The sequence below is a fragment of the Paenibacillus anseongensis genome, from assembly GCF_009757995.1.
Taxonomy (GTDB): Bacteria; Bacillota; Bacilli; order Paenibacillales; family NBRC-103111; genus Paenibacillus_E; species Paenibacillus_E chondroitinus.
Genome location: NZ_WSEM01000004.1, coordinates 541,610 through 566,994, shown reverse-complemented (window position 1 = coordinate 566,994; position 25,385 = coordinate 541,610). Strand labels below are relative to the sequence as shown.

Sequence of the window (25,385 nt, the reverse complement as noted above, 5' to 3'; positions counted from 1 at the left end):
GCTTGCCCCCTTGCGGGGACAAGCTTTCCGTACGCGAAGCGAAGCTTACGCGTTTACTTTTGCTTTTGCAGCTGTTGCCAAATCGTTGAACGCTTTAGCATCATTTACAGCCAAATCAGCCAAGATTTTACGGTTGATGTCGATACCAGCCAATTTCAGGCCGTGCATCAATTTGCTGTAGCTCAAGCCGTTTTGACGAGCGCCTGCATTGATACGAGTGATCCACAGTCTGCGGAAATTACGTTTCGTTTGGCGACGGTCACGGTAAGCATACACTAAAGATTTCATTACTTGCTCTTTAGCTGTTTTAAATAAACGGTGTTTGGAACCGAAATAACCTTTTGCCAATTTCAAAATTTTCTTACGACGGTGAGCGCGAATAAATCCGCCCTTGACTCTTGCCATTGTTAACTACCTCCTGGGATGTATAAATAATGTTCGAATGCTAAAGAATTAACCTTTGATTAGTGTCAGTTGTTGTTGCAAACGACGTACATCGCCAGGAGCCATAACTGGGTTCGTGGACAAAACGCGTTTTTGCTTCGATGATTTACCGGAAAGCAAGTGGTTCTTACCTTGTTTGTATCTCATCACTTTGCCTGTGCCAGTAATTTTGAAACGGCCTTTCAGGCTGCTGTGTGTTTTCATTTTCGGCATGGTGTTGTTCCTCCTAATTTAGTATACCGCCTAGGTTGTTGCTTTCGGCGTTAAGATCATGATCATGCTTCTTCCCTCAAGCTTAGGAGCGCGCTCCTGTGAGGAAATGTCGGCTGTTTCAGTAGCCAGACGTTCAAGCACTCTGCGACCAATCTCCGAGTGCGCTATTTCGCGCCCGCGGAACCTGACGCTGGCTTTCACTTTATCGCCATCGCCAAGGAATTTAATCGCATTGCGAAGCTTCGTTTGGAAGTCATGCTCATCGATTGTCGCGCTTAAGCGAATCTCTTTGATATCCACGATCTTCTGGTTCTTACGAGCTTCTTTCTCTTTCTTCTGTGTTTCGTAACGGAATTTACCGTAATCCATAATGCGGCATACCGGCGGCTTCGCCGTTGGTGCCACATTTACCAAATCCAAGTTCGCGTCTTGTGCGATTTGAAGAGCTTCGCGAATCGGCGTAATGCCGAGTTGTTCTCCGTCCGCCCCGATCAGGCGTACTTCCTTCACACGAATCTCATCATTAATCATATGGTCTTTGCTAATAGTGTTCCACCTCCAGAAAGTATGTACCTCTATCCAATATAAAAAAGATGTGGGCACGGTAACGGCCCACATCTTCATCAATAACAGGTTTAAGCAACCTATTGAGCATTCATGATGATTCATTCAAACCAGCCAACAGCGTAGTTGGTCAGGTGAGAAGCGGGCGCTTCTGCTTTTACTTGAAGTATAATATCATCTCGGTGTAGAAAAGTCAACTGACTTGTTTGCTTTTCATTTCATCCAGGCGAATGACGCGTGTATGCTCCGTGTGGCTCCATTGCTTGTTGTTTTGCGTAAAGAACGCAAAGAACGTAATCGGCCACCAAGAGACCATAAACACAGGATATAAAATTAAATATTTATACACTTGGCGTGGCGCCTTCTCAATCATCATAGAGATCGGCAGCAGCACGAAAATGGCAAAACTTACAGAGTTAAAGAAAACCGGATTGATGTCAGCAAGCATCGGTGTTTCGGACCAGCCCGGCGTTACGGATTTGATCCACAGCAGCACGGTGATAATCGCTCCGAAGAAAAAGTTATATACGTTAGCGGAGTAAATAGCCGCGTCAATCTTCGTCCAACTGCCTTCTTTGATCCCTTGCCACAATAGCGGGAAGAAGTAACGTTTGGCTACGTCAAAGTGTCCTTGCATCCAGCGCAGACGCTGTTTGGCAGATGCTCTGAACGTAAGCGGCTTCTCATCGTAAACGAACGCTTCGTAATTGTAAGTCGGTCTGATTCCCATCTTGATACAACGCATCGAGAATTCCAAATCCTCAACAAGGCTGGTAGCTCCCCATCCAATCTGCTTCAACAGCTTGGACTCAAAACACATGCCCGTACCGCCTAGGTAGTTGGCAAGGCCCAAGTTCGTGCGGGGCATCTGCCAGAAACGGTTTGCAAAGTAATACGAAATTGCGTAAGAACCGGTAACCCAAGAATCGTTCGGATTCTTGCTATCTAAATAAGCCTGAATAACTCTGGAGCCGGAGCAAAGATCATTGTTCATGTGAATCAGGTAGTCCGGGCTGGCGAGATTGTCGGCATCAAACATGACAACCGCGTCATACTGGCGTTCGCGTTTCCAAAGCTCCTTCAGCATCCATTCAATCGCATAACCTTTGCCTCGTAGATTCGGGTTGTGACGCTCCATGGCATAAACGCCATGACTACGAGTAATTGCAGCCGTGTTATCCGTACAGTTATCACAGATCACGAAGATGTCATAGAGCTCTTTGGGGTAATCCAAAGACTTCAGATTCTCGATCAATGCGCCAACGACTTGCTCCTCGTTATGAGCTGCAACCAGGACAGCAAACGATTTCTGCGGTGCAAATTTCTGTTTGTTTCTTGGACGGTACCATCCGAAGAATGTTAAAAAAAACTGATACGCACCGACGAGCGCCAAGCCAATCTGAAACGTAAGCACAATCTTGTCAAGCATGAAGCAAAGTCCCCCTTTTTGTTTATGCACACAAGCTATCTTTTTATACGCATAGTGCGCAGTTATGTACAGGTGAATTAACCGTTCTTGATTTTCCTCTCTTTCCCCCTATTTGTCAAAGTCTACAAAAACCGAAAAATAGCCAGTTCTCAGAGATTTAAGGGGAACGGACACATACTTTGCCGCATGTGCTTGAAATCAGATCGTTAAAGTCCTGTTTTCAACGTTTTTCATTTTATTGTGTACAAAAAGTTCACCATTTAGACCAACCAGCAACCCCTCATGTGTTTCGGGTTTATTATAATTCACCCGAGCTTCCCCTGACAACTTTTGCCGGGTTCGATCAAGCAACCGTTCCTGCGAGCTTTTCTGAGGTATCCTTCATAACATTCGCTGGGTTTCCACGCGGAGAGTCCGTCATCAGAAAATCTCATTCACAAGAACCATAACACCCGACTTACAGCATAACGGACTTCGCAACGTCGATGCCATACGACCTAAGCACTGACTTTCTTTCGGGCATTTTCAGCCTGAACCGCGCTGCGTCGACATCAAATCCAATAAATCCCAATTTGAAAGGGGTTACAAAACAATCGTTCTAGGCCCAATGGAACGGGATAGCACTTCGACATTTAGGGTAAAATGAAAGGAATACTCTACCATTATTTCCATCATTCCTTCTTTTTACCCGAGCTTAAAAGTGTAAACGTATGGTTTCTAAAAATTTATTACTGCGTTAATCTCCCTTTAATAATTGATCTATATAATTTGAAATAACAGATATCTCAAGTTTCGAAGGAGGCTATTACTCATGAGCAGAGTCGTGAACTGGCTTCAGCATCATGAAACACGCATGTTCCACTTTGTGAATCAACGTATTCAGCACTTCTTCCTCGATCACTTCTTTTCTAGAATTACGCATTTAGGAGGAGCTACGGCGACGATCGTGATTTCACTTTGCTGTGCTTTATTTGGGCAAGGAGCATTGCAAACCGCTGGCATTCAAGCTCTAATCGCCTTAACCATCAGTCATATACCGGTTGCTATCATTAAAAAGAAGTACCCGCGGCTCCGCCCTTATCTCGTACATCCTCAAACGATCACGTATAAAAATCCATTAACGGATCATTCTTTTCCGTCCGGACATACAACCGCTATCTTCTCGATCATCATTCCGTTTGTGGCAGCCATGCCTATTCTTGGTATCATTCTTATACCGCTTGCGTTCATCGTTGGTCTATCACGTATCTACCTAGGGCTGCATTATCCTTCGGATTGTTTAGTCGGCAGTTTGATCGGTACGGCAGCATCACTAACAACTGTAGCTCTATGGGGGTAAAATGAATGGATGCTGGTCAGGGTAAAAAGCGGGTTCTCATCCTCTCCGAAGGTTTCGGAGCAGGTCATACGCAAGCAGCTTATGCGCTCGCTGTAAGCTTAGAAAAGCGATGCACAACGATTGAAACACGTGTATTGGAACTAGGGTCTTTCCTGCACCCGACTATTGCGCCATGGATTATCCAGGCTTACAAAAAAACGCTGACCACAAATCCCAAGCTTTATGGCCGGTTATACCGCTCTCAGTACAAGAAATCGTTAAATCCGTTGACGCAATTAGCACTGCACCGCATTTTTTACGCTCAGACCGCGGAGATTATCCAGAACTGGGCTCCCCAAGCCATCGTCTGCACGCACCCTTTTCCCAGCGTCGTTGTGTCCCGGCTCAAACGAGCTGGCCTTGCCATTCCGCTGTGCACCGTCATCACCGATTATGACGTACACGGAACATGGGTCAGTCGTGAAGTGAATAAATATATGGTATCGACAGAGGATGTCAAAAATAAGCTGCTTGGCCGGGGAATCCCCGCGGCTCAAGTCGAAATTACAGGGATTCCTGTCCACCCGAGTTTCCGTGTGGCACACGATAAAGCCATCATCCGACAGCAGTTCCAATTAGCCGCGATGCCTACGGTACTCGTCATGGGCGGCGGTTGGGGGCTAATCGGGGGCGATTCGCTCAGCGAGCATCTCGTTGAATGGAGAAACCGCGTGCAGTTTATCTTTTGCCTAGGAAACAATGCCAAAATATTAACGAAACTTTCCGCGGACGAACGGTATCGGCACCCGAACATCCGCCTGCTCGGATTTACGCCAGACATTGACAAACTAATGGAAGTTTCAGACTTATTGGTTACCAAGCCAGGTGGAATGACCTGTTCAGAAGGTCTTGCCAAGTCCATACCGATGCTGTTCTATGATCCGATCCCAGGACAGGAAGAAGAGAACGTCCACTACTTTACCGAAAAAGGTTTCGGTGAACCGATCCGATCCGCAGATACGATCTCGAACTGGTTGACGATGCTCGTCAGCCGCTACACGGATGTCCAGGCCAGACGCGTATGGAATTACCGTCAACGAATGAACACGCCTTCAGCGGATTGTTCAGAGGTTATTCTTCAAGTGATGGGCTAACCATCATGAAACGTACAAAGAGGCTGCCCTTTAAGTCATCGAATGACCAAGGGGAGCCTCTTTTTTGATTAGCGATAAGTTTATTCCGCTTTCGCTTTGTTCAATTGATCGAGATGAGCAGCCAGCACGTCCTGACCAATCACTACTTCGCAACGATGGATATTCATACCCTTTGTGGCGAATTTCGTTTCGTATTCCGTCATAACATGATCCGGGTGAAACCCTTCAGCATGCAGATTTAAGGAAATATTGCGCATTCTTAAACCCATATCGGCAAAAGAGTTCAATGAGAATTCAAACAGCGATTGTGAATCAGTTTTCAAATGAATCTCGCCGTTCCCATTCAAAATTTGCTGATATTTGGCCACAAAACCTGGGTGTGTCAACCGTCTGCGAGCATGCTTTTTCTTCGGCCACGGATCACTGAAGTTCAAATAAACCCGCTCCAGCTCCCCTTCAGCAAAAGCTTCTTCAATATGTTCGATATTGAACAGCATCAGCTTCAAATTCGGGATATTTGTCACTGACTCTGACTCTTCCTCGGTATTAATCTCATGAGCAATCTTCGCTTTCTCACTCGCTTTGCGGATCAGCTCATCATACATATCGACGCCAATGAAATTAACATCGGGATATTTCTTGCTCATTTCACTGATGAAACGCCCTTTCCCCATCCCAAGCTCAGCATGAATTGGGTTATTATTGCCAAATAACTCCGCCCATTTGCCCTTATAATCTTTGGCATTGAGAACAACGAGTTCCTTCTGGCGTTCAATATCTTCTCGAATTCCTTTTCTTCCCCGTAACCGCATCTATTATTTGCCTCCTACACGTACAAGCTATCGAATACAAATCATAGACCATTCTTGGGAAAAAATCAAAGGGAATTACACTTCCAGTTCGTGATAATGAATGGTTTTAGAGGTGGCGGGGAACAACTTTCGATCCAGGGAGCGAATCAGTTTTTGTCTGGCTTCCTTGGATACATTCGGATCGGCCACAAATTTCACACCGCTGCTTAACGCTTGAGCTTCCTTCACCGTAAGTTCAACGGACAAAGTGTCTGTCGATAAAGTAGAAGTCATCATGAATATTTCACCTGCTCTCCTATTCAGCTTTTAATAGTAGTTTCGGTTTGGAGAGATAGCTTTATGAATGGCAGATCATGAGAGAAACTTAATCAGATCCATGCTGAAGCGTCCAGGCGTTACAGCAGTGTTCTATGTTGTATTTTTTGCAATCATTTAGCAATAATTGAGCCTTAGCCGGCCCCTATGTTGTACTTCATACAACGATATAAGCACTAAACTGCTTATATCTCACCTTTTCGCAACAAATTGATGTATTTTGTGCAATGAAAGACTGCATTCGCCGTCAAATCAAGCATTTTGTTGTATAAAATACAATGCAAGCTTGGCCTATTATGGGTAAACTTCGCCTACACAAAAAAAACGCCCTCCGTCAGGAAGGCGCCCACTTTTCATTCGTTATTTATAACTCTCGTCTCTGTTTCTATTGCCACCTCTTAATCCCGCCAATCCTATTAACCCTACCAATCCAAGCCATCCCCAATTCATACTCTTGTCAGATGTCGTGGTCGCATAAGCACGATAAGATGACGTATCATAATTGCCGCGATTCGTTCCCGTTGTGCTTGTCGTACTCATCCGATCCATAAGATTATTGCCATAGCCATTGATTTGGCCTAAAACGCCAGTACCCGTGCCGGTACTTTTTCCCGTATACGTGTTAGTTGTTGTTCCGTCATTTCTGTACAAGCCATCTATTCTGTGTGGATGAGCAGTTGGAGCCACAGCATTTGGACTTGTAATCGGAGTTGTCACTCCATTGTACGTATTCGTGTTGGTCATCGTCCCCGTTCCGTTCAACAAACCTGTTCCGACGCTAGTCCCCGTCGTAGCGTCATAAGTACTGCCCGTATAGCCCGATGTCGTCGTAGTCCCCGTCCCCATGGTCCCTGAAGTACCCGTATGAGTGTTCATTGTCGGTGTACTCATGTTAGCGTGCGCCCCAACTGCCCCAAAGCTCAATGCTGTCGTCAAAGCTACCGCCAATGTCACTGTACGAAACTTTTTCACTTTTTCATTTCCCCTCTCGGCATATGATCGTCATGCAAAGTTATCATGCTCCGATCAGCCCTCTTTTAACGGGGAAGTTGGTGGAAAGGCAGGGGTCGCTTTCATGTTTATTTTTCGCTACAATAGGGTGGAAGGAAAGGAGTTCTAATCTGATGTCTACAATGATACAAGAATCGCCTCAGCTCTGGGGGGATAAACGTTTCCATACATGGAATTATGAAATGCGCGAAGCGTTCGGCGGCAAAGTGTTTAAAGTCATGCTGGACGCAGGCTTCACATGTCCGAACCGCGATGGCAATATTGCAACCGGCGGCTGCACGTTTTGCAGTGCGCGTGGCTCAGGCGATTTCGCTGGAAGCCGCCGCGACGATCTCGTTACACAGTTTAACAAGATCAGAGATCTCCAGCATCAAAAGTGGCCGGATGCCCAATATATCGGCTACTTCCAAGCTTATACCAATACGTATGCACCCGTGGAGCAGCTGCGCGAGTATTATGAAGTCATTTTACAACAACCAGGCGTAGTAGGCTTATCCATTGCAACGCGGCCCGATTGCTTGCCGGATGATGTCATTGAATACTTGGCTGAGCTGAACCAGCGTACCTATCTTTGGGTCGAAATGGGCTTGCAGACCGTTCATGAATCAACGTCCCAGCTTATCAACCGTGCACATGATACTCAGTGCTATTTGGATGCTGTGGCTAAACTCAGGAAGCATAATATCCGCACGTGTGCGCACATTATTTACGGATTGCCTGGGGAAACCCATGAGATGATGCTGGACACCGGCAGAGCTGTCGCTCAAATGGATGTGCAGGGCATCAAAATTCATTTACTTCATTTAATGCGTAAAACACCTATGGTGAAACAATATGAAGCAGGACTTCTCCAATTTCTTGAAAAAGACGAATATGTGAAGCTCATTGTCGATACGCTCGAGTTTCTGCCACCAGAAATGATCGTACACCGGCTAACCGGAGATGCTCCTCGCGATTTGCTGATCGGACCGATGTGGAGCCTGAAAAAGTGGGAAGTGCTAAATAGCTTCGATAAACTATTAGCAGAAAGAAATACATGGCAAGGCAAGTATTGGAAAGGCAAGTCTAACAAATAAATAACGGCTGGGATCAAACCCATTTCGATTTTGAACCGTTTCCTATTATATAGTGAGAGCTTATATGAAGGAGATGGGTGCGATGAAGAAAAGGGTTGGAGCAGCTTTTGTTGGGTTCATGCTAGTCCTGTCAGGATGCGGAGCGGCGCCGGAAACATCGGCTCCGGTTTCTGTATCGCCGACACCGTCCGCGACGGCAAGTGCCACGCCTGCCCCAACGGCGCAGGTGGCGACACCAACAGCCGCGGCCACGCTAGCGGCTGCGACCATAGCGCCGGCCACACCGGTGCCGGCGGCAAGCAGCACGCCGCAGCCAAGCGCAGCGGCGGCGACACCTAGCGCAGCGGCAGCTACCGCTGCGCCAGTGGCGGCGGCTACGGTGAAGCCGACGCCGGTGCCTACACCGACGCCCGCGCCTGCGAGCGAGGCGCCTACGCCATCCGCGAAGCCGCCGCAGGCTGCGGATGGGGGAACTACCGCAGCAGCCCAGGCACAAGCGCTGTTTAAGGAGAACTGCATGGCCTGCCACGGGGCTGGCCTTGAAGGAGATTTCGGGCCGAACCTGACGAAGGTCGGTTCGCGCAAAACCAAAGATGAGATTGTGCAGCAAATCATCAAGGGCAGTGGCGATATGCCACCTTTCCAGAAAGCCTTAAAGGCTGAAGAGATCGAAACGCTTGCCACCTGGCTGGCAGCCAAAAAATAACTGTCGCTCACCGGCACATCAGCATGGAGGCTTTCTTCATATGGGTTTTGTTTCTGTTTTAGGTTTTGCTCATCAACTAATCGGCCAGCGTGTTCAACCAGGCGATACCGCCATTGACGCGACACTCGGCAACGGCGTCGACACCGTCTTCCTTGCGAAGCTGGTGGGACGCCGCGGCCGCGTGTACGGCTTTGACATCCAGCAGCAAGCGCTGGATCAAACGAAGATGCGTCTGGAGAAAGAACTCCCGGACGCATCTTCTTCTGTGCACATGAGCTTGTGCAGCCACGCGCTCATGGAGACGGCTGTGCCGGAGGACCGCCACGGCAAAGTAGCCGCGGTCACCTTCAACCTCGGCTACCTTCCAGGGGCCGATCCGGCAACGATCACGAAGCAGGAATCAACAATTCCTGCTTTGGAAGCCGCGCTCCGCCTGCTTCGCAAAGGCGGCATTGTAACCATCGTGCTATATAGCGGGCACGATGGCGGCTCTGAAGAAGCTGCAGCCGTCGAAGCTTGGGCACAGCAGCTGCCGCTCGCAGCTTATCAGGTGCTGCGCTATCAATTTATGAATACTAGTGCGCATGCCCCCTATCTCTTGGCTCTAGAAAAAAGATAGACCCATGGTATAATGCTAGAGAGTAGTAGGTTTACTCCTTTACTACCAATTAAATACATAGAGAGAAAGTAGGGATAGCAGTGAAATCATACCCGCTTCAATTTCAACCTGAAATGAAAGAACGTGTCTGGGGAGGCAGAGCCCTGGAGAAGTTTGGATTTCAGCTGCCGGAAGGCGCGATTGGCGAAGGCTGGATGATCGGCGATCACCCGAACGGAACAACGAAAGTGATTAACGGAGAGCTTGAAGGCCTTGGGTTGGACGAAATCCGCGAAAAATACGGTAAAACGTTATTCGGCACCAAAGGCTTTTCCGAAAAAAACGGACGTTTTCCACTCCTGATTAAACTTTTGGATTGTGAGGACGATCTGTCCGTTCAAGTTCACCCCAATGATCACTATGAACATTTGGCCGCGGGAGAACTAGGCAAAACCGAAATGTGGTACATCCTAGACGCCAAACCCGGCGCCAAAATTATATATGGCATGAAGGAAGGCGTTACACGCGAAAGTTTGGCGCAAGCCATTAGCGAGAATCGCATTTTGGACTGCCTGCAGGAAGTTCCTGTAGAAGCCGGCGATTCCTTCTATATCCCTGCCGGTACCGTTCACGCGCTTGGCGCTGGCGTATTGGTGGCGGAAATTCAGCAAAACTCCGATACGACTTACCGTCTGTATGACTACAACCGTCCGGGATTGGATGGCAAACCGCGCGATCTTCATATTGAAGATTCACTGAACGTCATTGCCTATGAAGGTTCAGGCTCCACGCGCATGAAAACAAACCTAAGCGAAACGAGCACATGGTTAACGTTGGCCCAGTCTCCTTTTTTCATCGTCGAAAAAGGTTTAGTAGGACCTAAGTGGGAGTTTAACACATCACCTGAAAGCTTCGTGATTCTCGTCATAGCTGACGGAAATGGAACGCTTCAGTGGGAAGATGGCAGCATCTCCACCAAGCCGGGCGACTGCTTCCTGCTTCCAGCTGATCTGGGCAGCTACGCGTTAGAAGGAAACATGACGGTGATTCGCAGCTACTTGCCTTAATCTTAACGGGCACCAGCCACATACAAAAAGCGCTCCAACCGACATCAAAGCGATGTGGTGGAGCGCTTTTTTATTTAGGAGTGCCGCCTATTCTTCCGATAGGGAGCTTTCTTTTAAAATCACGTCATGTGCCCCGCCCTCTACTAAGCTGGTTGCCGAAACAAGCGCAATTCTCGCTTTGCTTTTCAGTTCATCCAAAGTAAGCGATCCGCAGTTGCACATGGTGGATTTAATTTTGCCAAGTGTTTTATCCAAGTTCTCTTGCAGGCTACCCGCATAAGGGACATAGGAATCCACGCCCTCTTCGAATAAAAGCTTGCTTTTGCCGCCTGTGTCATAACGCTGCCAGTTGCGGGCACGATTGGAGCCTTCGCCCCAATACTCTTTCACGAAGTTGTTGCCTACTTTTAGCTTTCTGGTTGGACTCTCGTCGAAACGGGCGAAATATCTGCCAAGCATCACGAAATCAGCACCCATAGCTAAGGCTAGTGTGACGTGGTAGTCATGTACAATACCACCATCGGAACAGATCGGAATGTATGTCCCTGTTTCTCTGAAATACTCGTCTCTCGCTTCGACGACTTCCATGATGGAGGAAGCTTGACCGCGGCCAATCCCTTTTTGTTCCCGTGTGATACAAATCGAACCGCCGCCGATTCCTACTTTCACGAAATCCGCACCCGACTCCACGAGGTAGAGGAAGCCTTCACGGTCGACAACGTTGCCGGCCCCGATTTTCACGTTGAAGTTTTCTTTCACGTACTGAACCGTTTCACGCTGATATTCACTGTAGCCATCCGAGGAATCGATGACCAGAATGTCGACTCCCGCTTCAACAAGAGCAGGAACTCTCTCTTTATAATCCTTGGTATTGATTCCCGCACCAACAATATAACTTTTGTTAGCATCAAGAAGCTCCATCGGATTTTCTTTGTGCTCATCGTAATCCTTGCGGAAAACAAGCGTTTCTAGCTTCAATTGCTGATCGACAATCGGCAAACAGTTCAGCTTGTGATCCCAAATTAAATTGTTCGCTTCCGATAAAGTAATCCCTGATTTTCCGTAAATCAGTTTATCAAAAGGCGTCATGAACTCACGAATCGGACGATCCAGCGGATCACGGCTTTTGCGGTAATCGCGACCTGTTACAATACCCAGCAGCAAGCCGTTCGCTGTACCGTCGTCCGTAATCGCTACTGTGGAATGCCCCGTCTCTTCTTTCAATGCCAGCACATCGCTTAATGTATGATCGGGCGTCAAGTTAGAGCGGCTTACGACAAAGCCAGCCTTATACCCTTTCACTTTCCGTACCATCTGTGCTTCCTCTTCGATCGACTGCGAGCCAAAAATAAATGAAATCCCGCCACAACGCGCCAAAGCAATCGCCATTCCATGATCGGATACAGCTTGCATGACAGCAGATGAAAACGGGATATTCAGCGAGATTGCAGGCTCCTCGCCTTTATTGAACTTGACAAGCGGTGTCTTAAGACTAACATTCGCTGGTGTACAAGATTTTGTAGTCAGGTTAGGAATTAACAGAAACTCGCTGAATGTGCGGGATGGTTCCAAGTAATACGTAGCCACTTTACAATTTCCTCCTCATCGATCCATAGGTAAATTTTTTCAATCGTATCATTGAACCTCACCTGTGGTCAATGGTTTTTTCAGGAAAACGTATATTTACCCCTTCCAGATCTGCGGTTCAGTCCCACTGCTCATATATTCCATGTACGAAGGCGTGATGTCGAGAACGACGTAGTTGGGATCCTGCGGACCGTCAAACCATTTTGCCATCTCGTCTGTCCACAGCTTTTCACGCAGCGTATTATCCTTACTTATCGTCGCAGTCGCTTGAATCTGCAAAATGTCAGAGGACTTCCTCCCATCATACCCAACCAGGATATGGACATTGGGATTGTCCTTCACCTCGTCCACTTTATCCGTCTTCCGATTCGTAGTTAGATACAGGGTCAGCCCTTCATGATGCAGCGCCATATAGCGAACTTTCGGCTTCGTTCCTTCAACCGTGGCAAACGAACAAATCTTATTAGCGTCGAGAACTTGTTCAATCTGCTCTTCCAATTTATTCTTCGTCTCAATCATACAGCAAGTCTCCTTTCAGATCAGGTGCTAGTTTAGCAAGCAGCTTATGGGTCAACTCCCCTAGATTACCCTGAAAAGGCCTGTTTTTATGCGAAAAAAGCCCCGCTCCCTTCATCACGACGAAGGGAGTGGGGCCTTTTTAGACAGTCGCCGCCATATGCAGCGGCATACTGTAGCAGCTAGCCGGAAGCTGGGCATCCGGCGGGAAGTGTACGATAAGCAGCTCCGGACTGGAGCTGTCGATCTCACCCGTTTGCAGATAAGTCTGCAAAGCGAAAGGCAGTACCTCAAGCATCGCATGCTTGTGGAGATCTTTTTCATTAATGCGAAGCAGATGGAAGTCGCCGCTTGCAAGCTCCGGCTGCTCGGCCAGAAGCTTGAGGTAAGCGTTCTGCTCGGATTTCTCCAATGTGAAATCCCACCAGATTTTACGCGGCTTATACTTATGCCCCAGGAAATAATCCAGCTTCATGAGACCTTCGATAACAGGCATGTTCTTCGCTTCACGCCCCAGGAGGAACTCGCGCAGGCGGGTAAATAGATCCTCGAGCTGATGCCCGATTTTCTGCCAGCCTCGGCCTTCCCAGAAGTCTCCGAACTCTTGGAAGAAATCGAAGGCCGACGCAAATTCATGAGCGATCAAATATTTGACCGTATGGTCCATGCGGTGCGCATTCCAATATTTCTCGAGCACGTCCTCTACCCGCTTGATGCGGATTAGATCCGTGAACGGGAGGATGTCATTGCCCAGAATTTCATACGGCGCATGATCCATATACACGTAGCCATATTTATGCGCGTCTTTGCGCATCCCGGTGCCGCGCAGCATTTTGAGGAAACCAAGCTGCAGCTCTTCTGGTCCTAGCTCAAAAACATCATTAAACGTCTTACGGAATGATTGGTAGTCCTCTTCAGGAAGACCAGCGATCAGATCGAGATGCTGATCGATTTTGAAACTGTTTTTCACCTTGGAGACGGTTCGGCTCAGCTTCATAAAGTTTTGTCTGCGCTGCACCAGCTCATTCGTGGTGTCATTCGTGGACTGTACACCGATTTCAAAACGGAACGTGCCCGGTGGCGCATTTTCAGCCAAATAATCAAGAACCTCCGGCCGCATAATATCCGCCGTAATCTCGAATTGAAACACGACGCCGCGGTGATTGGCAATCAAAAATTCGAAAATTTCCATCGCGTAGTCCCGTTTAATATTAAACGTCCGGTCAACGAATTTAATCAGCTTCGCGCCTGAATCGATTAAGTACAGAAGATCCGACTTCGTACGTTCCATATCAAAGTAGCGCACGCCCACTTCAATACTGGAAAGGCAGAATTGGCAAGAGAACGGGCAGCCGCGGCTCGTTTCGAAATAAACGACGCGGTTCGCCAAACTCGGCAAATCTTCTTTGAACCGATGCGGTGACGGAATGTCATCGAGCTTGAGCTTCGGTCGGCCCGGCATGAGCACGACTTCTTCGCCTTTGCGGTACGCAAGCCCGTACACGAAGTGATATTTGCGCGTCGTCGAAATTTCCGTCAGCAATTGGTGGAAAGTCTCTTCACCTTCGCCCATGACGATGAAATCAACCTCTGGAATGCGTTCCATCCAGTACTCCGTATCATAAGATACTTCTGGGCCGCCTAGCACGATGAGGATTTCAGGCCTGATTTTCTTAATCATTTTAATAATATGAATCGTCTCTTCAATGTTCCAAATGTAACAGGAAAAGCCCAGCACGTCCGGCGCCCTCTGGTACAGGTCGGAGACAACGTTCATCACTGGGTCTTTGATCGTATATTCGGTAATTTCAAAATCAAAATCCTTCTCGCAGAACGCTTTCAAATAGCGCAGTGCCAAGGATGTATGAATGAATTTGGCATTCAGTGTCGTTACTAGTACTTTCATTGTAAAAAGACCTCGTTCTATTCTCGTTTATCGTACTCTCTAATTCTACACGAAAATCGAGGAAATACAAAGGAGCGATGAAAGGCGCGCTTTATAAATCATAGCACCATATCATCGTCCAGCTGCGGATTTTCATAGGGAAATTGCAGATATGAGGCTTCTTGGATCGCGTTTTTCCATCTTTCGGCATGAGATTGCAGCTGCTGTTCGACGTCTTGAATCCTTTGCTGCAGATCGCTGCTGCTCTCAGCCGTGCCGCTTTGCAGCGCCTGCTGCAGAGATGTGCGTTCTTCGAACCACTGCGTTAATTGATATAAAAGCATAGGGAAACCCATCCTTTCTCACACATTGAGTAAGTATAAGTATTCCCTATGCCGGGGGTGCGCATACGGCGTTGTTACAACGTATTATCAGTCCGGGAGCCTTCTAGCTTCACTGCCGCTGAGTTGCGTCGATCACTCCAGCTACTTGCCAGACCCCATCCATTTTCTGCCGATTAACTGGATTTTCACCTTATCTGTCAATAACAAATTCCAATAATTAAGCGGTGAATTCCGCTTATGCCTTACTCAGGGAACTCCGGTCCCCTATTCTGGGGAATACAGCTGACATTCGCATTCACAATCTAAGAAAGCAGCGCACCGTCCTGCACAAGCAAAGCCTGCAGCTCGGCAATATCAATCTCGCCCGGCAGTACGCCGTGCTTCACGGCAAGGCCGGCAGCAGAGCCAGCCGCTTGCCCCGTTGCCATGCAGCTAGGAGTCAAGCGTGTCGTGGCTAGCGCTTCATGCGTCGTCGAGATACAGCGTCCTGCGGTGAGCAGGTTCTCGATCTTTTGTGGGAGCAGGCAGCGGTAAGGAATGTCATAGGCGCCATCGCCTTTGACCCAGGCAGCCGTCACGCCTTTGCCTGAAGGATCATGGATGTCGATCGGATACCCGCTCCGCGCGATGACATCCTCAAAATGGCGGCCTTGCACGACATCGTCCACCTGCAAAGCGTACTGGCCGTCGATGCGGCGCGTTTCTCGAATGCCGATCTGGGCGCCGACCGATGAGATCGATGCCTTTTCGAAGCCAGGCAAGTTATTTTTCATGAACTCCGCCACCATCAACACCTGCTTGCGTCCAAGCTCTTCCGCTTCGGTCAAATCCTCCACGTTAGTACCATCAAGCCCTTGTACACGCGTAGTATTGACCAACACTTCGTCGTCTTCAGGCCCTGTGAAGAAGAGCACCTGATCGCGATTGATCGGCAAATTCGCTTCCTTCCAGTGCTTGAAGTAACCCAGAACACCGGACAATGGCAGTTCAGCCAGTTCGGAGAACGGTGTTTTTTTATAAAATTCATCCGGATGGTCGATCATGTACTGCTTCACGCCCGCCAAGTCTACGCCGCGCATACGGAATTTCATCGTCATCGGCTGTGTCAGCTTATCCCCGTCACGGCCTTGCAGGCACGGAGCGCCAGATAAGTAAGCCAAATCGGCATCCCCCGTCGTGTCGATAAATACTTTGCCGCGCACATCGATTCTCCCGGATTTGGACGTAAGCTGCACCGTTTGAATACGGTTATTCGCAGTCTCCACTTGATCGACAAAGCTGTGAAAAAGCAGCTTAACCCCCGCTTCCTTGAGCATATCCACCGCCAGCACTTTGTAAATCTCAGGGTGATACGGCGTTATGGTGTTCACGAATCCGACGGTGTCCCGGAGATGCCCCGGGGAAGCGTTCATCGCCATAAGACGATCGATGATCTCCTGCGCAAGTCCTTTGATCACCTGCTTGCCGTCCGTCGTATGAAAGGTCATCCAAGGATAGACAAGCGCAGCCGTCGACATCCCGCCAATGAATCCATACTTTTCGATTAAAACCGTCTTAGCCCCGCTCCGCCCTGCAGCAATAGCTGCATTAACACCTGCCGGACCGCCCCCAACAACAACAATATCCGCTTCTATGATTTTATTCATATCGATCTCTCCCTTGTATTGAATTCAGAACTTAGCATTCAGGCTGCTGTCTCGCTTTTCCCAAGTATAGTTGAAATTTAACTTTCAATTTAGTTTAAAATTAGTTTAAAATTACTACATACTTGTACAAGGGGACTTCGGAACTTATGCGAAAAAGAATAACGCTCCATGATCTCGCCGCTCAGCTTGGCTTAACGATTCAAACGGTGTCCAAGGCACTTCGCGGACTGCCTGGCATGTCTGAACAAACACGCAGTGAAGTATTTAAACTTGCACGCGAGCTTGGTTACATGACCAAAGACCAGAAACAAACACTGCAGCTTGATCATATCTCTCCGTACCCTGTCGTTCAGCGCAGATTTGTACTCGTTCAAAATAAGATGTCCCTTAATTTCAATCGCTTGCTGCTGCAAGGCCTTCATGAGCGGTTCATGGAATTCGGTCATACCGTTCAACCGCTGCTCATCCCGCCGGATTTGAAGCCCTCACAATTTGAAAGCTGGGCGGAAGATCAGGAGCTGCTATATGCAGAAGGGATCTTCATCGCGCCGAGAATGAATCACGATCTATTGGAGCAGAAGCTGCTGGAGCTGCCGCTGCCACGGATTTTGCTCAATTTTCCCCCACCGGAATCAAAAGTGGATAGTGTCATTTGGGATGTGTACGAAGCGATGTTCCAGGCCGTACGCAGGTTAATCCGAATGGGACATCGGAATATTCTGTACGTGGGAGATACGCAGGATCAGCGGGGGTTCGTTATTCGGTGGCAAGCGTTTTGCGAAGCCATGAAGGAAGCCGGCTATGCAGTAGAAACGCGGGAGCACGTCACCAAACGCGATGGCACGGACAAGTGGCTGCAAGATGTCGAACAGCACTATCAACAGCGCAAGCCAACGGCTGTTATTTGCGGCATCGACGAAGAGGCTGCGCCAGTGTACTATACCCTGCGCCGAATGGGCGTCCAAATTCCGCAGCAATGCTCATTTGTCGCGCTGCTCAACGAGCAAACCGACACGCTGCCGCTGTGCTCGCGCCCCCAGCTCCCGATCCGGGAATCGGGCTATCGTGCCGCAGACCGGATGCTCTGGCGGATTGCTAACCCGCATTTACCCTTCGAACACGTGCGGCTGCAGGGGGAATTTTTCATGGGGAGCACACTATCTGTGCATAAATAATAAAAAGAGGGCAGCTTGACTAAGCTCCCTCTTACTCTTCTACACTGGTATAATAGTTAGCGAGTTTTTGAAGTTCAGCTGCTTTCATGAAATTCCCCCGCTTCTTTTCCTGTCCAGACAACCAAGCCGCAAGTAAACCTAATCTGAATTCTGCTCTTGCTTTCTTCTCAATGAACCATTGGTCAAAAATGCCTGGCATAATCTCCTTATTTCGCATAAAACGAAACAATCTAGTACAGCGATCATACATCTCCGCTTCGTTATCCTCATGATGCAAAGTCTGTTTGATATGTTCAAAAAAATCAAGAAGGTCGCACTCAATTTTGCACTGCAAATATAAATGCTTACGATCCGTTTTCAAAATTGAGTTTTGATCTTGATCATAAGTAAGCAAGTTTTTCAAATAGTTAAGATACACCTTTAAATTTTTCAAGGCAACAGGTAATGGCAGTGTTGGAAAAATCGCATCACACAGATCTTCTCGGGTTGAAGCCGGGTGTAAAACCAAATAGACGAAGATATTTTGGGCATAACGTTTGTTCCAGCCATCCAAAATTTCCTGTCCGTTCACGCTCACCCGAAATCCGAATAAAAGTTCCACTTTCATGACGGGTTCCGGATTTTTTCTGCTAGGGATCAACGTTTGCAGGTAAGTATCCCACATGTGTTGAACGGAACTTGCCATTTCCGACGGCTCCATGTCTTGCACTTCTGCCGGTCGATTCATCTTCCTTTGAATAAAACCCTTGATCCATTCGACCGTTACATCAGGCTGATCGATAAATATGGCATTCGCAGCATTGGGAACGATATAAAACGTAGCGTCCGGAATAAGCTCGGCCGTCATATTTTGGAAAGAAGAAGGATAAACTGTATCACATTCCCCAGCAAGCAGCAGGGTAGGACTTTGAATCCGTGATAATTCACTGACAGGTCGTTGCTCAATATGCAGCTTAAATAGTTTCATGTAACTTTCTACGGGCACTTCTACATACATGTTGTACAAACGCTGAGCTTCCTCATGTCGAAACGGATGGACCGTTAACGAAGGGAGAAGAAAATGTTGGAGCATATAGCCCATACCGTATTTTTCAATCAAATCCATATAGTTCTTGATGACAGTGCTCCCACTCGTCTCTGGAAACAGTACGTTAATCGAGATAAGGACGAGACATTTCACTAGCTTCGGGTACCGGATGGCGAAGAAAATGGCCAAGGATCCTCCAAAACTATGTCCTATCAGATGAAAATTTTGCAGATTCAAGTGCCCAATTAACGTATAAATATCATCGACAAATAGGTCCCATGAGATCTCGCCTAAAGTTGGTTCACTTTTTCCACATCCACGCAGATCAACAAGCAGCAGATGATAATCCTCTTTTAAGCCGTCAATCAAGTGTCCCCATCGTGAGGAGTCAAAACCGTTTCCATGAAAAAAAACGATCGTTTCTTCGGAGTCGCGCGTGGATGTAATAAATTCGTAGTAAAGGCTAACGCCATTGACTTGCGCAAAAGACACCGATGCACCACCATTCCGATCTATGTTAGGTTCTATCATATAAGGAACGGGGCATTTAAACAATATGACTAGCTGTACAAAAATCTTTGGAGGTTTCCACCTTTCTATACAAAAAAAGCGCAATCCGCAGAATGCACCTTCCAAAGCTTTCTATTTAATTTGCAATGCGCAGTGCTGTTTTCACAATAACCATGGCGTTTGCGATGGTCACTCTGTAGCCCAGATTAACAGCCTCAGAAATAATCATGGCAACTTGCTCTTGATGCAAAGCGGTTGCGGGAAAAAACTTTTGGTAAACCGTGCGAACATCCTCATATACCAACTCCAAAACTTCAAACGGAGGTAACACCGTATTATAGTACTCATTGATAAAAGCGTCGCTTTCTATAAATACATCTTCCGCAGGCAGGTTGTAGCCCCTGGCCTCCAGCACAATTTTGGCAATTCGATTACCTTTAACTGCTGCATAACAAATAATATTGTCTCTAAAAAGCTGCATTTCTTCCGGATTCAAAATCTTCAATTGCAGCGCTGCACCCGTCAGGAAAACCTCCCACATGGTTTCCAGCATAACCTGCATATTCTGCAAGAGCGTGTCCGCATGATCGTCAATCGCCGCTTTCGTGTTGCACAAAATCGTTTCACGGTTCTCATTTAGTCTTGTATTCACAGTCGCCATATAGGAGTCCAACTTCGCTTGATTCCGCTTGATGGCTGCAATTTCTTGGGCAACTACGCCTTTTTCCATCTGCTCCTTCACAGCCTCTAGGAAGGGTCTCTGCTTCGTTACGTACCAATAATAACGACCAGTCCCCTGCTCAAAAGAACCCTCAATCCAGACAACAGGCTGAGAATCAATCGTATCAAAACCCAAGCCGGTCGTATGCAGCAATGGGAATCTTTGCATCGTTTTTTTATTTCGGTCAAAGAATGCGATATAATGGTTCGTCACTGCAAGAATGCCTTGATTAGTGTCAGGGTGACTTGCCTCTGTAAGAAAATGCGGCGTTTCGCTCGTTTGCTCCCGAACATACGTGATTGCTCTCGTTCTATACAAAAATTGAATCCCTTGCATGAAGATCCTGCGTGCTTGCCGGAACGTTAAGAAATCGAACGATTTTCCCATTTTGAAAAGTACCCGTCCTTTCATCTATGTAAGGAGCAATATTCTTTTGATATGTTCTAACTATACGCTTTCAGAGGTTACACAAAAGTTACAGGGCTTAGTTTTCCGCTTCTACACACATGAAATTCCATGTTAACGTTTCTATTGTTTTTGTGAACATGATATATTGTTAGACATACACGATTAGATCGGCGTGCGTATTTATTGAAAAGGAGGTCATTTTATGCCAAAAAAGCAAGGCAAGCATCAAAGCCCTAGCAAAAATCAAAATCACAACCCCAAGCTCAAAATCAGCAAGAGCCAAACGCATAAACCTGTTTCAACCAAGGCCATTACGGAGGCGAACACGCGCCAGTATACGGTTAAGGAAGCAACGGAGCTGCTGCCCTTTTTATTGGAAAAGCTTTCCGGCGTTGGCCGAAATTCCGTGAAAGCCACCCTGGCACGCGGTCAGGTTTCTGTGAATGGAAAAGCGGTCACCGCTTACAACCATCCTCTGCAGCCTGAGCAAACGGTAACCATCAGCAAAGAGAAAATCGTAGAAAATATCCCGCTCGCCGGGATGTCCATTCTACACGAAGATGAGGATGTTATCGTCATTCAAAAGGATTCCGGGCTTCTATCGATCGCAACCAATCCGGAGGAAAACCAAATTACCGCCTACCGCCAGCTGACGGCACATGTGCGCAACCTGGATCCGAAAGCCCGGATTTTCGTTGTGCATAGACTCGACCGGGATACTTCAGGTGTCATGATGTTCGCCAAAAATGAAAAAGCTCAGCAGCATCTGCAAAACACCTGGCAGGATAGTGTGAAAGAGCGTACATACGTAGCCCTGGTGGAAGGGTTGGTCAAAAAGTCAGAGGGTACCGTTTCTTCCTGGCTGAAGGAGCATCCCAAATCGCTCAAAATGTACTCGACACCTTATCCAAACGACGGCCAACACGCTGTAACTCATTACAAAACGCTACAAGCGAACCGGAGCTTCTCCCTGCTTGAGGTTAATCTGGAAACCGGGCGTAAGAATCAAATCCGCGTCCACATGCAGGATATCGGACATCCTGTCGTCGGCGATAAGAAATATGGTTCGAAAACAAAAGAAATCGGCCGCCTCGGACTTCATGCGCGCGTACTTGCCTTTTTGCATCCGACGACGGGTGAGTTGCTGCGTTTTGAAACGAACATTCCGAAGGTGTTCATGAACCCTTTCCGTGAATTGCCCGCAAAAAAATAAGCCAGTAGGAGTTATTACAAATGCGAATTGTTGTGCTTGACGGTTATACGTTAAATCCCGGCGATTTGGACTGGGACGGTTTACACGCTCTCGGAGAAGTCAGTGTCTATGAGCGTACCGCTGAATCACAGATTATTGATCGCGCGGCTGACGCAGACATCGTGTTAACGAACAAGACGCCGCTTTCCGCAGCCACGTTACAGCAGCTTCCTAAGCTTCGCTACATTGGCGTCCTTGCGACGGGTTATAACATCATTGACTTACAAGCGGCTAAGGAGCATGACATTCTTGTGACCAATGTTCCTGCATACGGCACGCAATCTGTTGCTCAGTTGGTTTTTGCTCTATTGCTGGAGTTTTGCAACCGAGTACAGCAGCATAGCGATAGCGTTGTAAAAGGGGGCTGGTCCAGCTCAATCGACTTCTGCTACACAGTATCTCCTCTCATGGAGCTAAGCGGCAAAACGATCGGCCTTATCGGCTTAGGCCAAATCGGCAAGCAGGTAGCGCTCATCGCCAAGGCCTTTGGCATGAACGTAGTAGCAACAGGCAGCGGTAGACGTACGCCTGAGCCTGTCGAAGGTCTTACTTGGGTTTCGCTGGGTGAGCTTCTGCAGCAGTCCGATGTCATCTCGCTCCACTGTCCATTGACCCCGGAGACCAAAGAGCTTATTAATGCAGACCGAATCGCGCTTATGAAGCCTACGGCTGTTCTCATCAACACAGCCAGAGGTGGTCTTCTGAATGAGACCGATGTTGCGCAGGCCTTGAACCAAGGGCGTCTGGCAGGCGCCGGTCTCGACGTCTTGACGGTAGAGCCGCCAACGCCGGATAATCCGTTGCTTCATGCGCGAAATGTGCTCATCACCCCGCATATTGCTTGGGCGACCAAAGAAGCGCGCGCTAGGCTGATGGCGACTGCAGTTAACAATGTGCGTGGCTTTCTTGAAGGGCAGCCACAGAATTTGATTGGATGATAAGCTTGAGGATAACGATGCAAGAGATATGAAAAGAGGACCGAGATTCCAACAGGGTTGGGATTTCGGTCCTCTTTTGTGTTAATAGTGCTACTTGTGTGTCCTTACGGAACTACAGGGCGTTATTTGGCGTGAATTGTGGGAAATAGCTAATTTGGCGGAACTATAGGGCGCTATTTCCTTGCTCACTCGGTTTTCTCCGAGAATCGGGAGAATAGCGGACGCCAGTTCCCTTCCCTGCCGGAAAAGGTGGCTTTACGTCTAAATAGGGGACTGTAGTTCCCCTATTTGGTACGGCTAGTGCTGCAGATCATAGCCAGGGCGAGTTAGCGCAAGGCCTACTTCAACAGTGCCGCATAATCCATCTGCGGCACAATACCTGCCTCTGCTGCACGCTGAAGCAACGTCAAAACAGCGCCATACCCGTCATCGCCAAGATTAGCGGTGAATTCGTTCACGTACAGGTCGATGTGCGCCTGAGCGACCTGCGGGTCCATCTCCTGCGCGTGCTGCATGACGTAGTCGCGCGAAGCTTCCGGATGCGCCCACGCATATTCCACGGAGGCGCGGGCCCAGCCCGCAAGGGCCTCAAGATCCATCGAGCGCCGCGCTACAATGGCGCCGAGCGGGATCGGCAAGTTGGTGTCTTCTTCCCACCAACTGCCCAAATCTTTGAGAAGCGCTAACCCGTACGACGGGTAAGTAAAGCGCGCTTCATGAATCACGAGGCCGGCGTCAATCTGGCCGTCCCGCACCGCAGGCATGATCTCGTGGAACGGCATGACCACGATTTCGCCGACGCCGCCGGGGACGTTCTGTTCCGCCCAGAGGCGGAATAGCAAGTACGCGGTCGAGCGCTCACTTGGCACGGCGACCCGGCGTCCGCTTAGCTGAGCCGGGTCAGGGTTTGTTCCGCCGGACTGCGTCAGCACGAGCGGGCCACAGCCTCTGCCCAAGGCGCCGCCGCAGGGCAGCAGGGCGTACTCCTTCAGCACCCATGGGAGTGCGGCGTAAGAGATTTTGAGCACGTCGGGGCCAGTGCCTTCGGCAGCTAGCTTGTTTGTAATGTCGATGTCGGCATATAGGACATCCAGCTCCGGAGCGCCGGGGATTAAGCCGTGCGCCCAAGCATGGAACACAAAAGTATCATTGGGACAAGGTGAATACGCAATTTTCATTTTAAAGCACCTCCGCTAAGACTGAACTTGCTGCTTCTAAAGCTTGTAGAGCGTCCCCGATGCGCCAGGCATCGCGGTCGCGCGGACCAACCGCGTTGGAAATCGCGCGGATTTCAATCACAGGCACGCCGCGCAGTGCAGCGGCCGTGGCAATGCCGAAGCCTTCCATTGCTTCGGCGGCGGCTCCGGGCACGCGCGCTGCAAGCGCGGCAGCGGTAGCGGCCGTCCCGGTAGCTGTCGCTACCGTGAGCACCGGCGCTGTGCGCGCGCTAAGACCGGCGGCTGTGAGCGCCGCCGTTAGTCGCTCGGCTATGCCAGCCTCAACGCTGACGCGCGTTGTGCCGAAGCCGAGCTCGTCGAGGGAGCTGAAGCCGTCCAGCAGCTCCACCCCAAGATCCGCGGCGATAATTTCGCTCGCGACCACAAGCGATCCGATCTCCGCTTGTCCGGGAAATCCGCCGGCAATACCGGCGATAACAACCAAATCATACGGTGCTGCGGCCAGCACCATGGCACCATTAACGGCTGCTGCCGCAAGGCCTACGCCAGCCAATGCGAATTCAAACCTGCTGTCATGGCCAAGCCCCCGCTGCACAGCATCCCTTTCAGGCGCTACTGCCGTCATTATAAGTACACGCATTATTAGGCCAATCCCCTTTTTAATCAAAAACCATGATGAATACTCTATAGATTATTTTACATGACTAGAACTAAATAAGAAACTTTTGAGCACTTCCGCTCCCGCCGTCTTGACTTCACAATCTGATTTAATTAATATCTAATTAGATAAATGACAAATTAGTTTTGTAAAGAAGGTGCCTCGCCATGCAATTAGATAAAATTATTACTTACCATAAAGCGCTGTCTGACGCGACGCGTATTCGCATGCTCATTTTGCTGAGAGACGGGGAATTAAACGGTCAAGTGCTTGCGGAGAAACTAGGCGTTACGCCCGCTACAATCACGCATCATGCCGCTAAACTCCGTGAAGCCAGCCTCATTCACGAACGTCGAGATAAGAATACGATTTATTTCGCGTTAAATGAGTATTTTATCCGCAGCAACGCCAGCGCGACAGCCGATCTCATTTTCAAAAATCAGAAAGGAGAATCCGCAACCATGCAGACCGAAGACACCAGTCAGAACCTGAAGCAGTCCATCATTCGCAACTTTTTCACACAGGACGGCAAGCTAAAACATATCCCTGCTCAGCTTAAAAAGAAGCTGATCGTTCTGGGACACCTCATTGACCAGCTCGAAAAGGGGCGCACCTACACGGAGAAAGAGCTGAACGAATGGATTAAGCAATATCATCCCGATTTTGCAACGATTCGCCGGGAGTTTATTATGCATCAGTTTATGTTCCGGGAAAACGAAGTTTATGAGCTGAATCCGCCCGAAATGTGGGCCAAATGGGAAACTTTATCGTGATCAGCCCCCATCGGAACGTCAAGCGGATACATCCCCAAATAAAATGAATCAATATGGACA

At 48.5% G+C, this 25,385-nt stretch carries 26 protein-coding genes and 1 other annotated feature; of the genes, 10 read left to right on the top strand and 16 right to left on the bottom strand.

Going from position 1 to position 25,385, the window contains the following annotated elements; genetic code table 11:
* Positions 1 to 45: 45 nt before the first annotated feature.
* The 4 genes from rplT to GON05_RS04610 all read right to left on the bottom strand — a co-directional run bounded on the left by rplT (position 46) and on the right by GON05_RS04610 (position 2,650).
* On the bottom strand, positions 46 to 405 hold the full coding sequence (rplT, locus tag GON05_RS04625) for a 50S ribosomal protein L20 (protein WP_127455519.1): 360 nt from the start codon (positions 403 to 405) through the stop codon (positions 46 to 48).
* Between the two features lie 48 nt (positions 406 to 453).
* Complete coding sequence (gene rpmI, locus GON05_RS04620; protein ID WP_145658092.1) at positions 454 to 657, bottom strand: 50S ribosomal protein L35; 204 nt, start codon at positions 655 to 657, stop codon at positions 454 to 456.
* A gap of 30 nt (positions 658 to 687) precedes the next feature.
* Positions 688 to 1,188: a translation initiation factor IF-3 gene (gene infC / locus GON05_RS04615; protein ID WP_127455517.1), complete on the bottom strand. Its 501-nt coding sequence runs from the start codon at positions 1,186 to 1,188 to the stop codon at positions 688 to 690.
* 50 nt (positions 1,189 to 1,238) lie between these two features.
* Positions 1,239 to 1,384 (bottom strand) — a sequence feature (ribosomal protein L20 leader region).
* A 30-nt stretch (positions 1,385 to 1,414) separates the two neighbouring features.
* Entirely contained in the window at positions 1,415 to 2,650 is a 1,236-nt protein-coding gene (locus GON05_RS04610; protein ID WP_157318010.1) for a glycosyltransferase family 2 protein, read from the bottom strand.
* A gap of 811 nt (positions 2,651 to 3,461) precedes the next feature.
* Here GON05_RS04610 and GON05_RS04605 point away from each other — a divergent pair.
* Both GON05_RS04605 and GON05_RS04600 read left to right on the top strand, forming a co-directional pair.
* Complete coding sequence (locus tag GON05_RS04605; protein WP_157318009.1) at positions 3,462 to 3,989, top strand: phosphatase PAP2 family protein; 528 nt, start codon at positions 3,462 to 3,464, stop codon at positions 3,987 to 3,989.
* Positions 3,990 to 3,994: 5 nt separating this feature from the next.
* The gene (locus GON05_RS04600) at positions 3,995 to 5,122 is read left to right on the top strand and encodes an MGDG synthase family glycosyltransferase (protein ID WP_157318008.1); all 1,128 of its coding nucleotides are present in this window, start codon (positions 3,995 to 3,997) and stop codon (positions 5,120 to 5,122) included.
* An 80-nt stretch (positions 5,123 to 5,202) separates the two neighbouring features.
* Here GON05_RS04600 and trmB read toward each other — a convergent pair whose 3' ends face one another.
* From trmB to GON05_RS04585, 3 genes are all read right to left on the bottom strand, one after another.
* Positions 5,203 to 5,934: a tRNA (guanosine(46)-N7)-methyltransferase TrmB gene (trmB, locus tag GON05_RS04595; RefSeq protein ID WP_157318007.1), complete on the bottom strand. Its 732-nt coding sequence runs from the start codon at positions 5,932 to 5,934 to the stop codon at positions 5,203 to 5,205.
* Between the two features lie 75 nt (positions 5,935 to 6,009).
* On the bottom strand, positions 6,010 to 6,210 hold the full coding sequence (locus GON05_RS04590) for a hypothetical protein (protein ID WP_157318006.1): 201 nt from the start codon (positions 6,208 to 6,210) through the stop codon (positions 6,010 to 6,012).
* Positions 6,211 to 6,609: 399 nt separating this feature from the next.
* The gene (locus tag GON05_RS04585; RefSeq protein WP_309492640.1) at positions 6,610 to 7,221 is read right to left on the bottom strand and encodes a WGxxGxxG-CTERM domain-containing protein; all 612 of its coding nucleotides are present in this window, start codon (positions 7,219 to 7,221) and stop codon (positions 6,610 to 6,612) included.
* Positions 7,222 to 7,373: 152 nt separating this feature from the next.
* Here GON05_RS04585 and mnmL point away from each other — a divergent pair, with 152 nt between their 5' ends.
* From mnmL to GON05_RS04565, 4 genes are all read left to right on the top strand, one after another.
* Positions 7,374 to 8,336 (top strand): tRNA modification radical SAM protein MnmL/YtqA, encoded by a 963-nt coding sequence (mnmL, locus tag GON05_RS04580; protein WP_157318005.1) that lies wholly within the window; start codon positions 7,374 to 7,376, stop codon positions 8,334 to 8,336.
* An 82-nt stretch (positions 8,337 to 8,418) separates the two neighbouring features.
* Positions 8,419 to 9,042 (top strand): c-type cytochrome, encoded by a 624-nt coding sequence (locus GON05_RS04575; RefSeq protein ID WP_157318004.1) that lies wholly within the window; start codon positions 8,419 to 8,421, stop codon positions 9,040 to 9,042.
* 40 nt (positions 9,043 to 9,082) lie between these two features.
* On the top strand, positions 9,083 to 9,661 hold the full coding sequence (gene mnmM, locus GON05_RS04570) for a tRNA 5-(aminomethyl)-2-thiouridylate-methyltransferase MnmM (RefSeq protein ID WP_157318003.1): 579 nt from the start codon (positions 9,083 to 9,085) through the stop codon (positions 9,659 to 9,661).
* Positions 9,662 to 9,741: 80 nt separating this feature from the next.
* Positions 9,742 to 10,707 carry a type I phosphomannose isomerase catalytic subunit gene (locus GON05_RS04565; protein ID WP_309492638.1) on the top strand — a complete coding sequence of 322 codons (966 nt, stop codon included), beginning with the start codon at positions 9,742 to 9,744 and terminating at the stop codon, positions 10,705 to 10,707.
* Between the two features lie 87 nt (positions 10,708 to 10,794).
* Here the strand turns inward: GON05_RS04565 and GON05_RS04560 are convergent, their stop codons facing one another.
* From GON05_RS04560 to GON05_RS04535, 5 genes are all read right to left on the bottom strand, one after another.
* Positions 10,795 to 12,294, bottom strand: a complete 1,500-nt coding sequence (locus GON05_RS04560; RefSeq protein WP_181646639.1) for an IMP dehydrogenase — start codon at positions 12,292 to 12,294, stop codon at positions 10,795 to 10,797.
* Positions 12,295 to 12,390: 96 nt separating this feature from the next.
* Entirely contained in the window at positions 12,391 to 12,813 is a 423-nt protein-coding gene (locus tag GON05_RS04555; RefSeq protein ID WP_157318001.1) for a pyridoxamine 5'-phosphate oxidase family protein, read from the bottom strand.
* A 139-nt stretch (positions 12,814 to 12,952) separates the two neighbouring features.
* Positions 12,953 to 14,716, bottom strand: coding sequence for a B12-binding domain-containing radical SAM protein (locus tag GON05_RS04550; RefSeq protein ID WP_157318000.1), 1,764 nt, complete (start codon positions 14,714 to 14,716; stop codon positions 12,953 to 12,955).
* A gap of 98 nt (positions 14,717 to 14,814) precedes the next feature.
* Positions 14,815 to 15,039 carry a hypothetical protein gene (locus tag GON05_RS04545; protein ID WP_127455504.1) on the bottom strand — a complete coding sequence of 75 codons (225 nt, stop codon included), beginning with the start codon at positions 15,037 to 15,039 and terminating at the stop codon, positions 14,815 to 14,817.
* Positions 15,040 to 15,341: 302 nt separating this feature from the next.
* The gene (locus GON05_RS04535; RefSeq protein WP_157317998.1) at positions 15,342 to 16,685 is read right to left on the bottom strand and encodes an FAD-dependent oxidoreductase; all 1,344 of its coding nucleotides are present in this window, start codon (positions 16,683 to 16,685) and stop codon (positions 15,342 to 15,344) included.
* Positions 16,686 to 16,831: 146 nt separating this feature from the next.
* Here GON05_RS04535 and GON05_RS04530 point away from each other — a divergent pair, with 146 nt between their 5' ends.
* Complete coding sequence (locus GON05_RS04530; protein WP_157317997.1) at positions 16,832 to 17,860, top strand: LacI family DNA-binding transcriptional regulator; 1,029 nt, start codon at positions 16,832 to 16,834, stop codon at positions 17,858 to 17,860.
* A gap of 31 nt (positions 17,861 to 17,891) precedes the next feature.
* Here GON05_RS04530 and GON05_RS04525 read toward each other — a convergent pair whose 3' ends face one another.
* Together GON05_RS04525 and GON05_RS04520 are read right to left on the bottom strand one after the other, a co-directional pair.
* Positions 17,892 to 19,379, bottom strand: coding sequence for an alpha/beta fold hydrolase (locus GON05_RS04525; RefSeq protein ID WP_181646638.1), 1,488 nt, complete (start codon positions 19,377 to 19,379; stop codon positions 17,892 to 17,894).
* A 154-nt stretch (positions 19,380 to 19,533) separates the two neighbouring features.
* Positions 19,534 to 20,505 carry a hypothetical protein gene (locus GON05_RS04520; protein WP_157317995.1) on the bottom strand — a complete coding sequence of 324 codons (972 nt, stop codon included), beginning with the start codon at positions 20,503 to 20,505 and terminating at the stop codon, positions 19,534 to 19,536.
* Between the two features lie 223 nt (positions 20,506 to 20,728).
* Between GON05_RS04520 and GON05_RS04515 the strand changes: the two genes are divergently transcribed.
* Both GON05_RS04515 and GON05_RS04510 read left to right on the top strand, forming a co-directional pair.
* A complete protein-coding gene (locus GON05_RS04515) occupies positions 20,729 to 21,739 on the top strand; it encodes an RluA family pseudouridine synthase (RefSeq protein ID WP_157317994.1) in 1,011 nt (336 codons plus the stop codon).
* Positions 21,740 to 21,759: 20 nt separating this feature from the next.
* Complete coding sequence (locus GON05_RS04510; RefSeq protein ID WP_157317993.1) at positions 21,760 to 22,716, top strand: D-2-hydroxyacid dehydrogenase; 957 nt, start codon at positions 21,760 to 21,762, stop codon at positions 22,714 to 22,716.
* Positions 22,717 to 23,054: 338 nt separating this feature from the next.
* Here GON05_RS04510 and GON05_RS04505 read toward each other — a convergent pair whose 3' ends face one another.
* Together GON05_RS04505 and GON05_RS04500 are read right to left on the bottom strand one after the other, a co-directional pair.
* A complete protein-coding gene (locus tag GON05_RS04505; protein WP_157317992.1) occupies positions 23,055 to 23,894 on the bottom strand; it encodes a 1,4-dihydroxy-6-naphtoate synthase in 840 nt (279 codons plus the stop codon).
* 1 nt (position 23,895) lies between these two features.
* The gene (locus GON05_RS04500) at positions 23,896 to 24,534 is read right to left on the bottom strand and encodes a futalosine hydrolase (RefSeq protein ID WP_157317991.1); all 639 of its coding nucleotides are present in this window, start codon (positions 24,532 to 24,534) and stop codon (positions 23,896 to 23,898) included.
* A 185-nt stretch (positions 24,535 to 24,719) separates the two neighbouring features.
* Between GON05_RS04500 and GON05_RS04495 the strand changes: the two genes are divergently transcribed.
* Entirely contained in the window at positions 24,720 to 25,325 is a 606-nt protein-coding gene (locus GON05_RS04495) for a DUF2087 domain-containing protein (RefSeq protein ID WP_157317990.1), read from the top strand.
* The last annotated feature ends 60 nt before the right edge of the window (positions 25,326 to 25,385 follow it).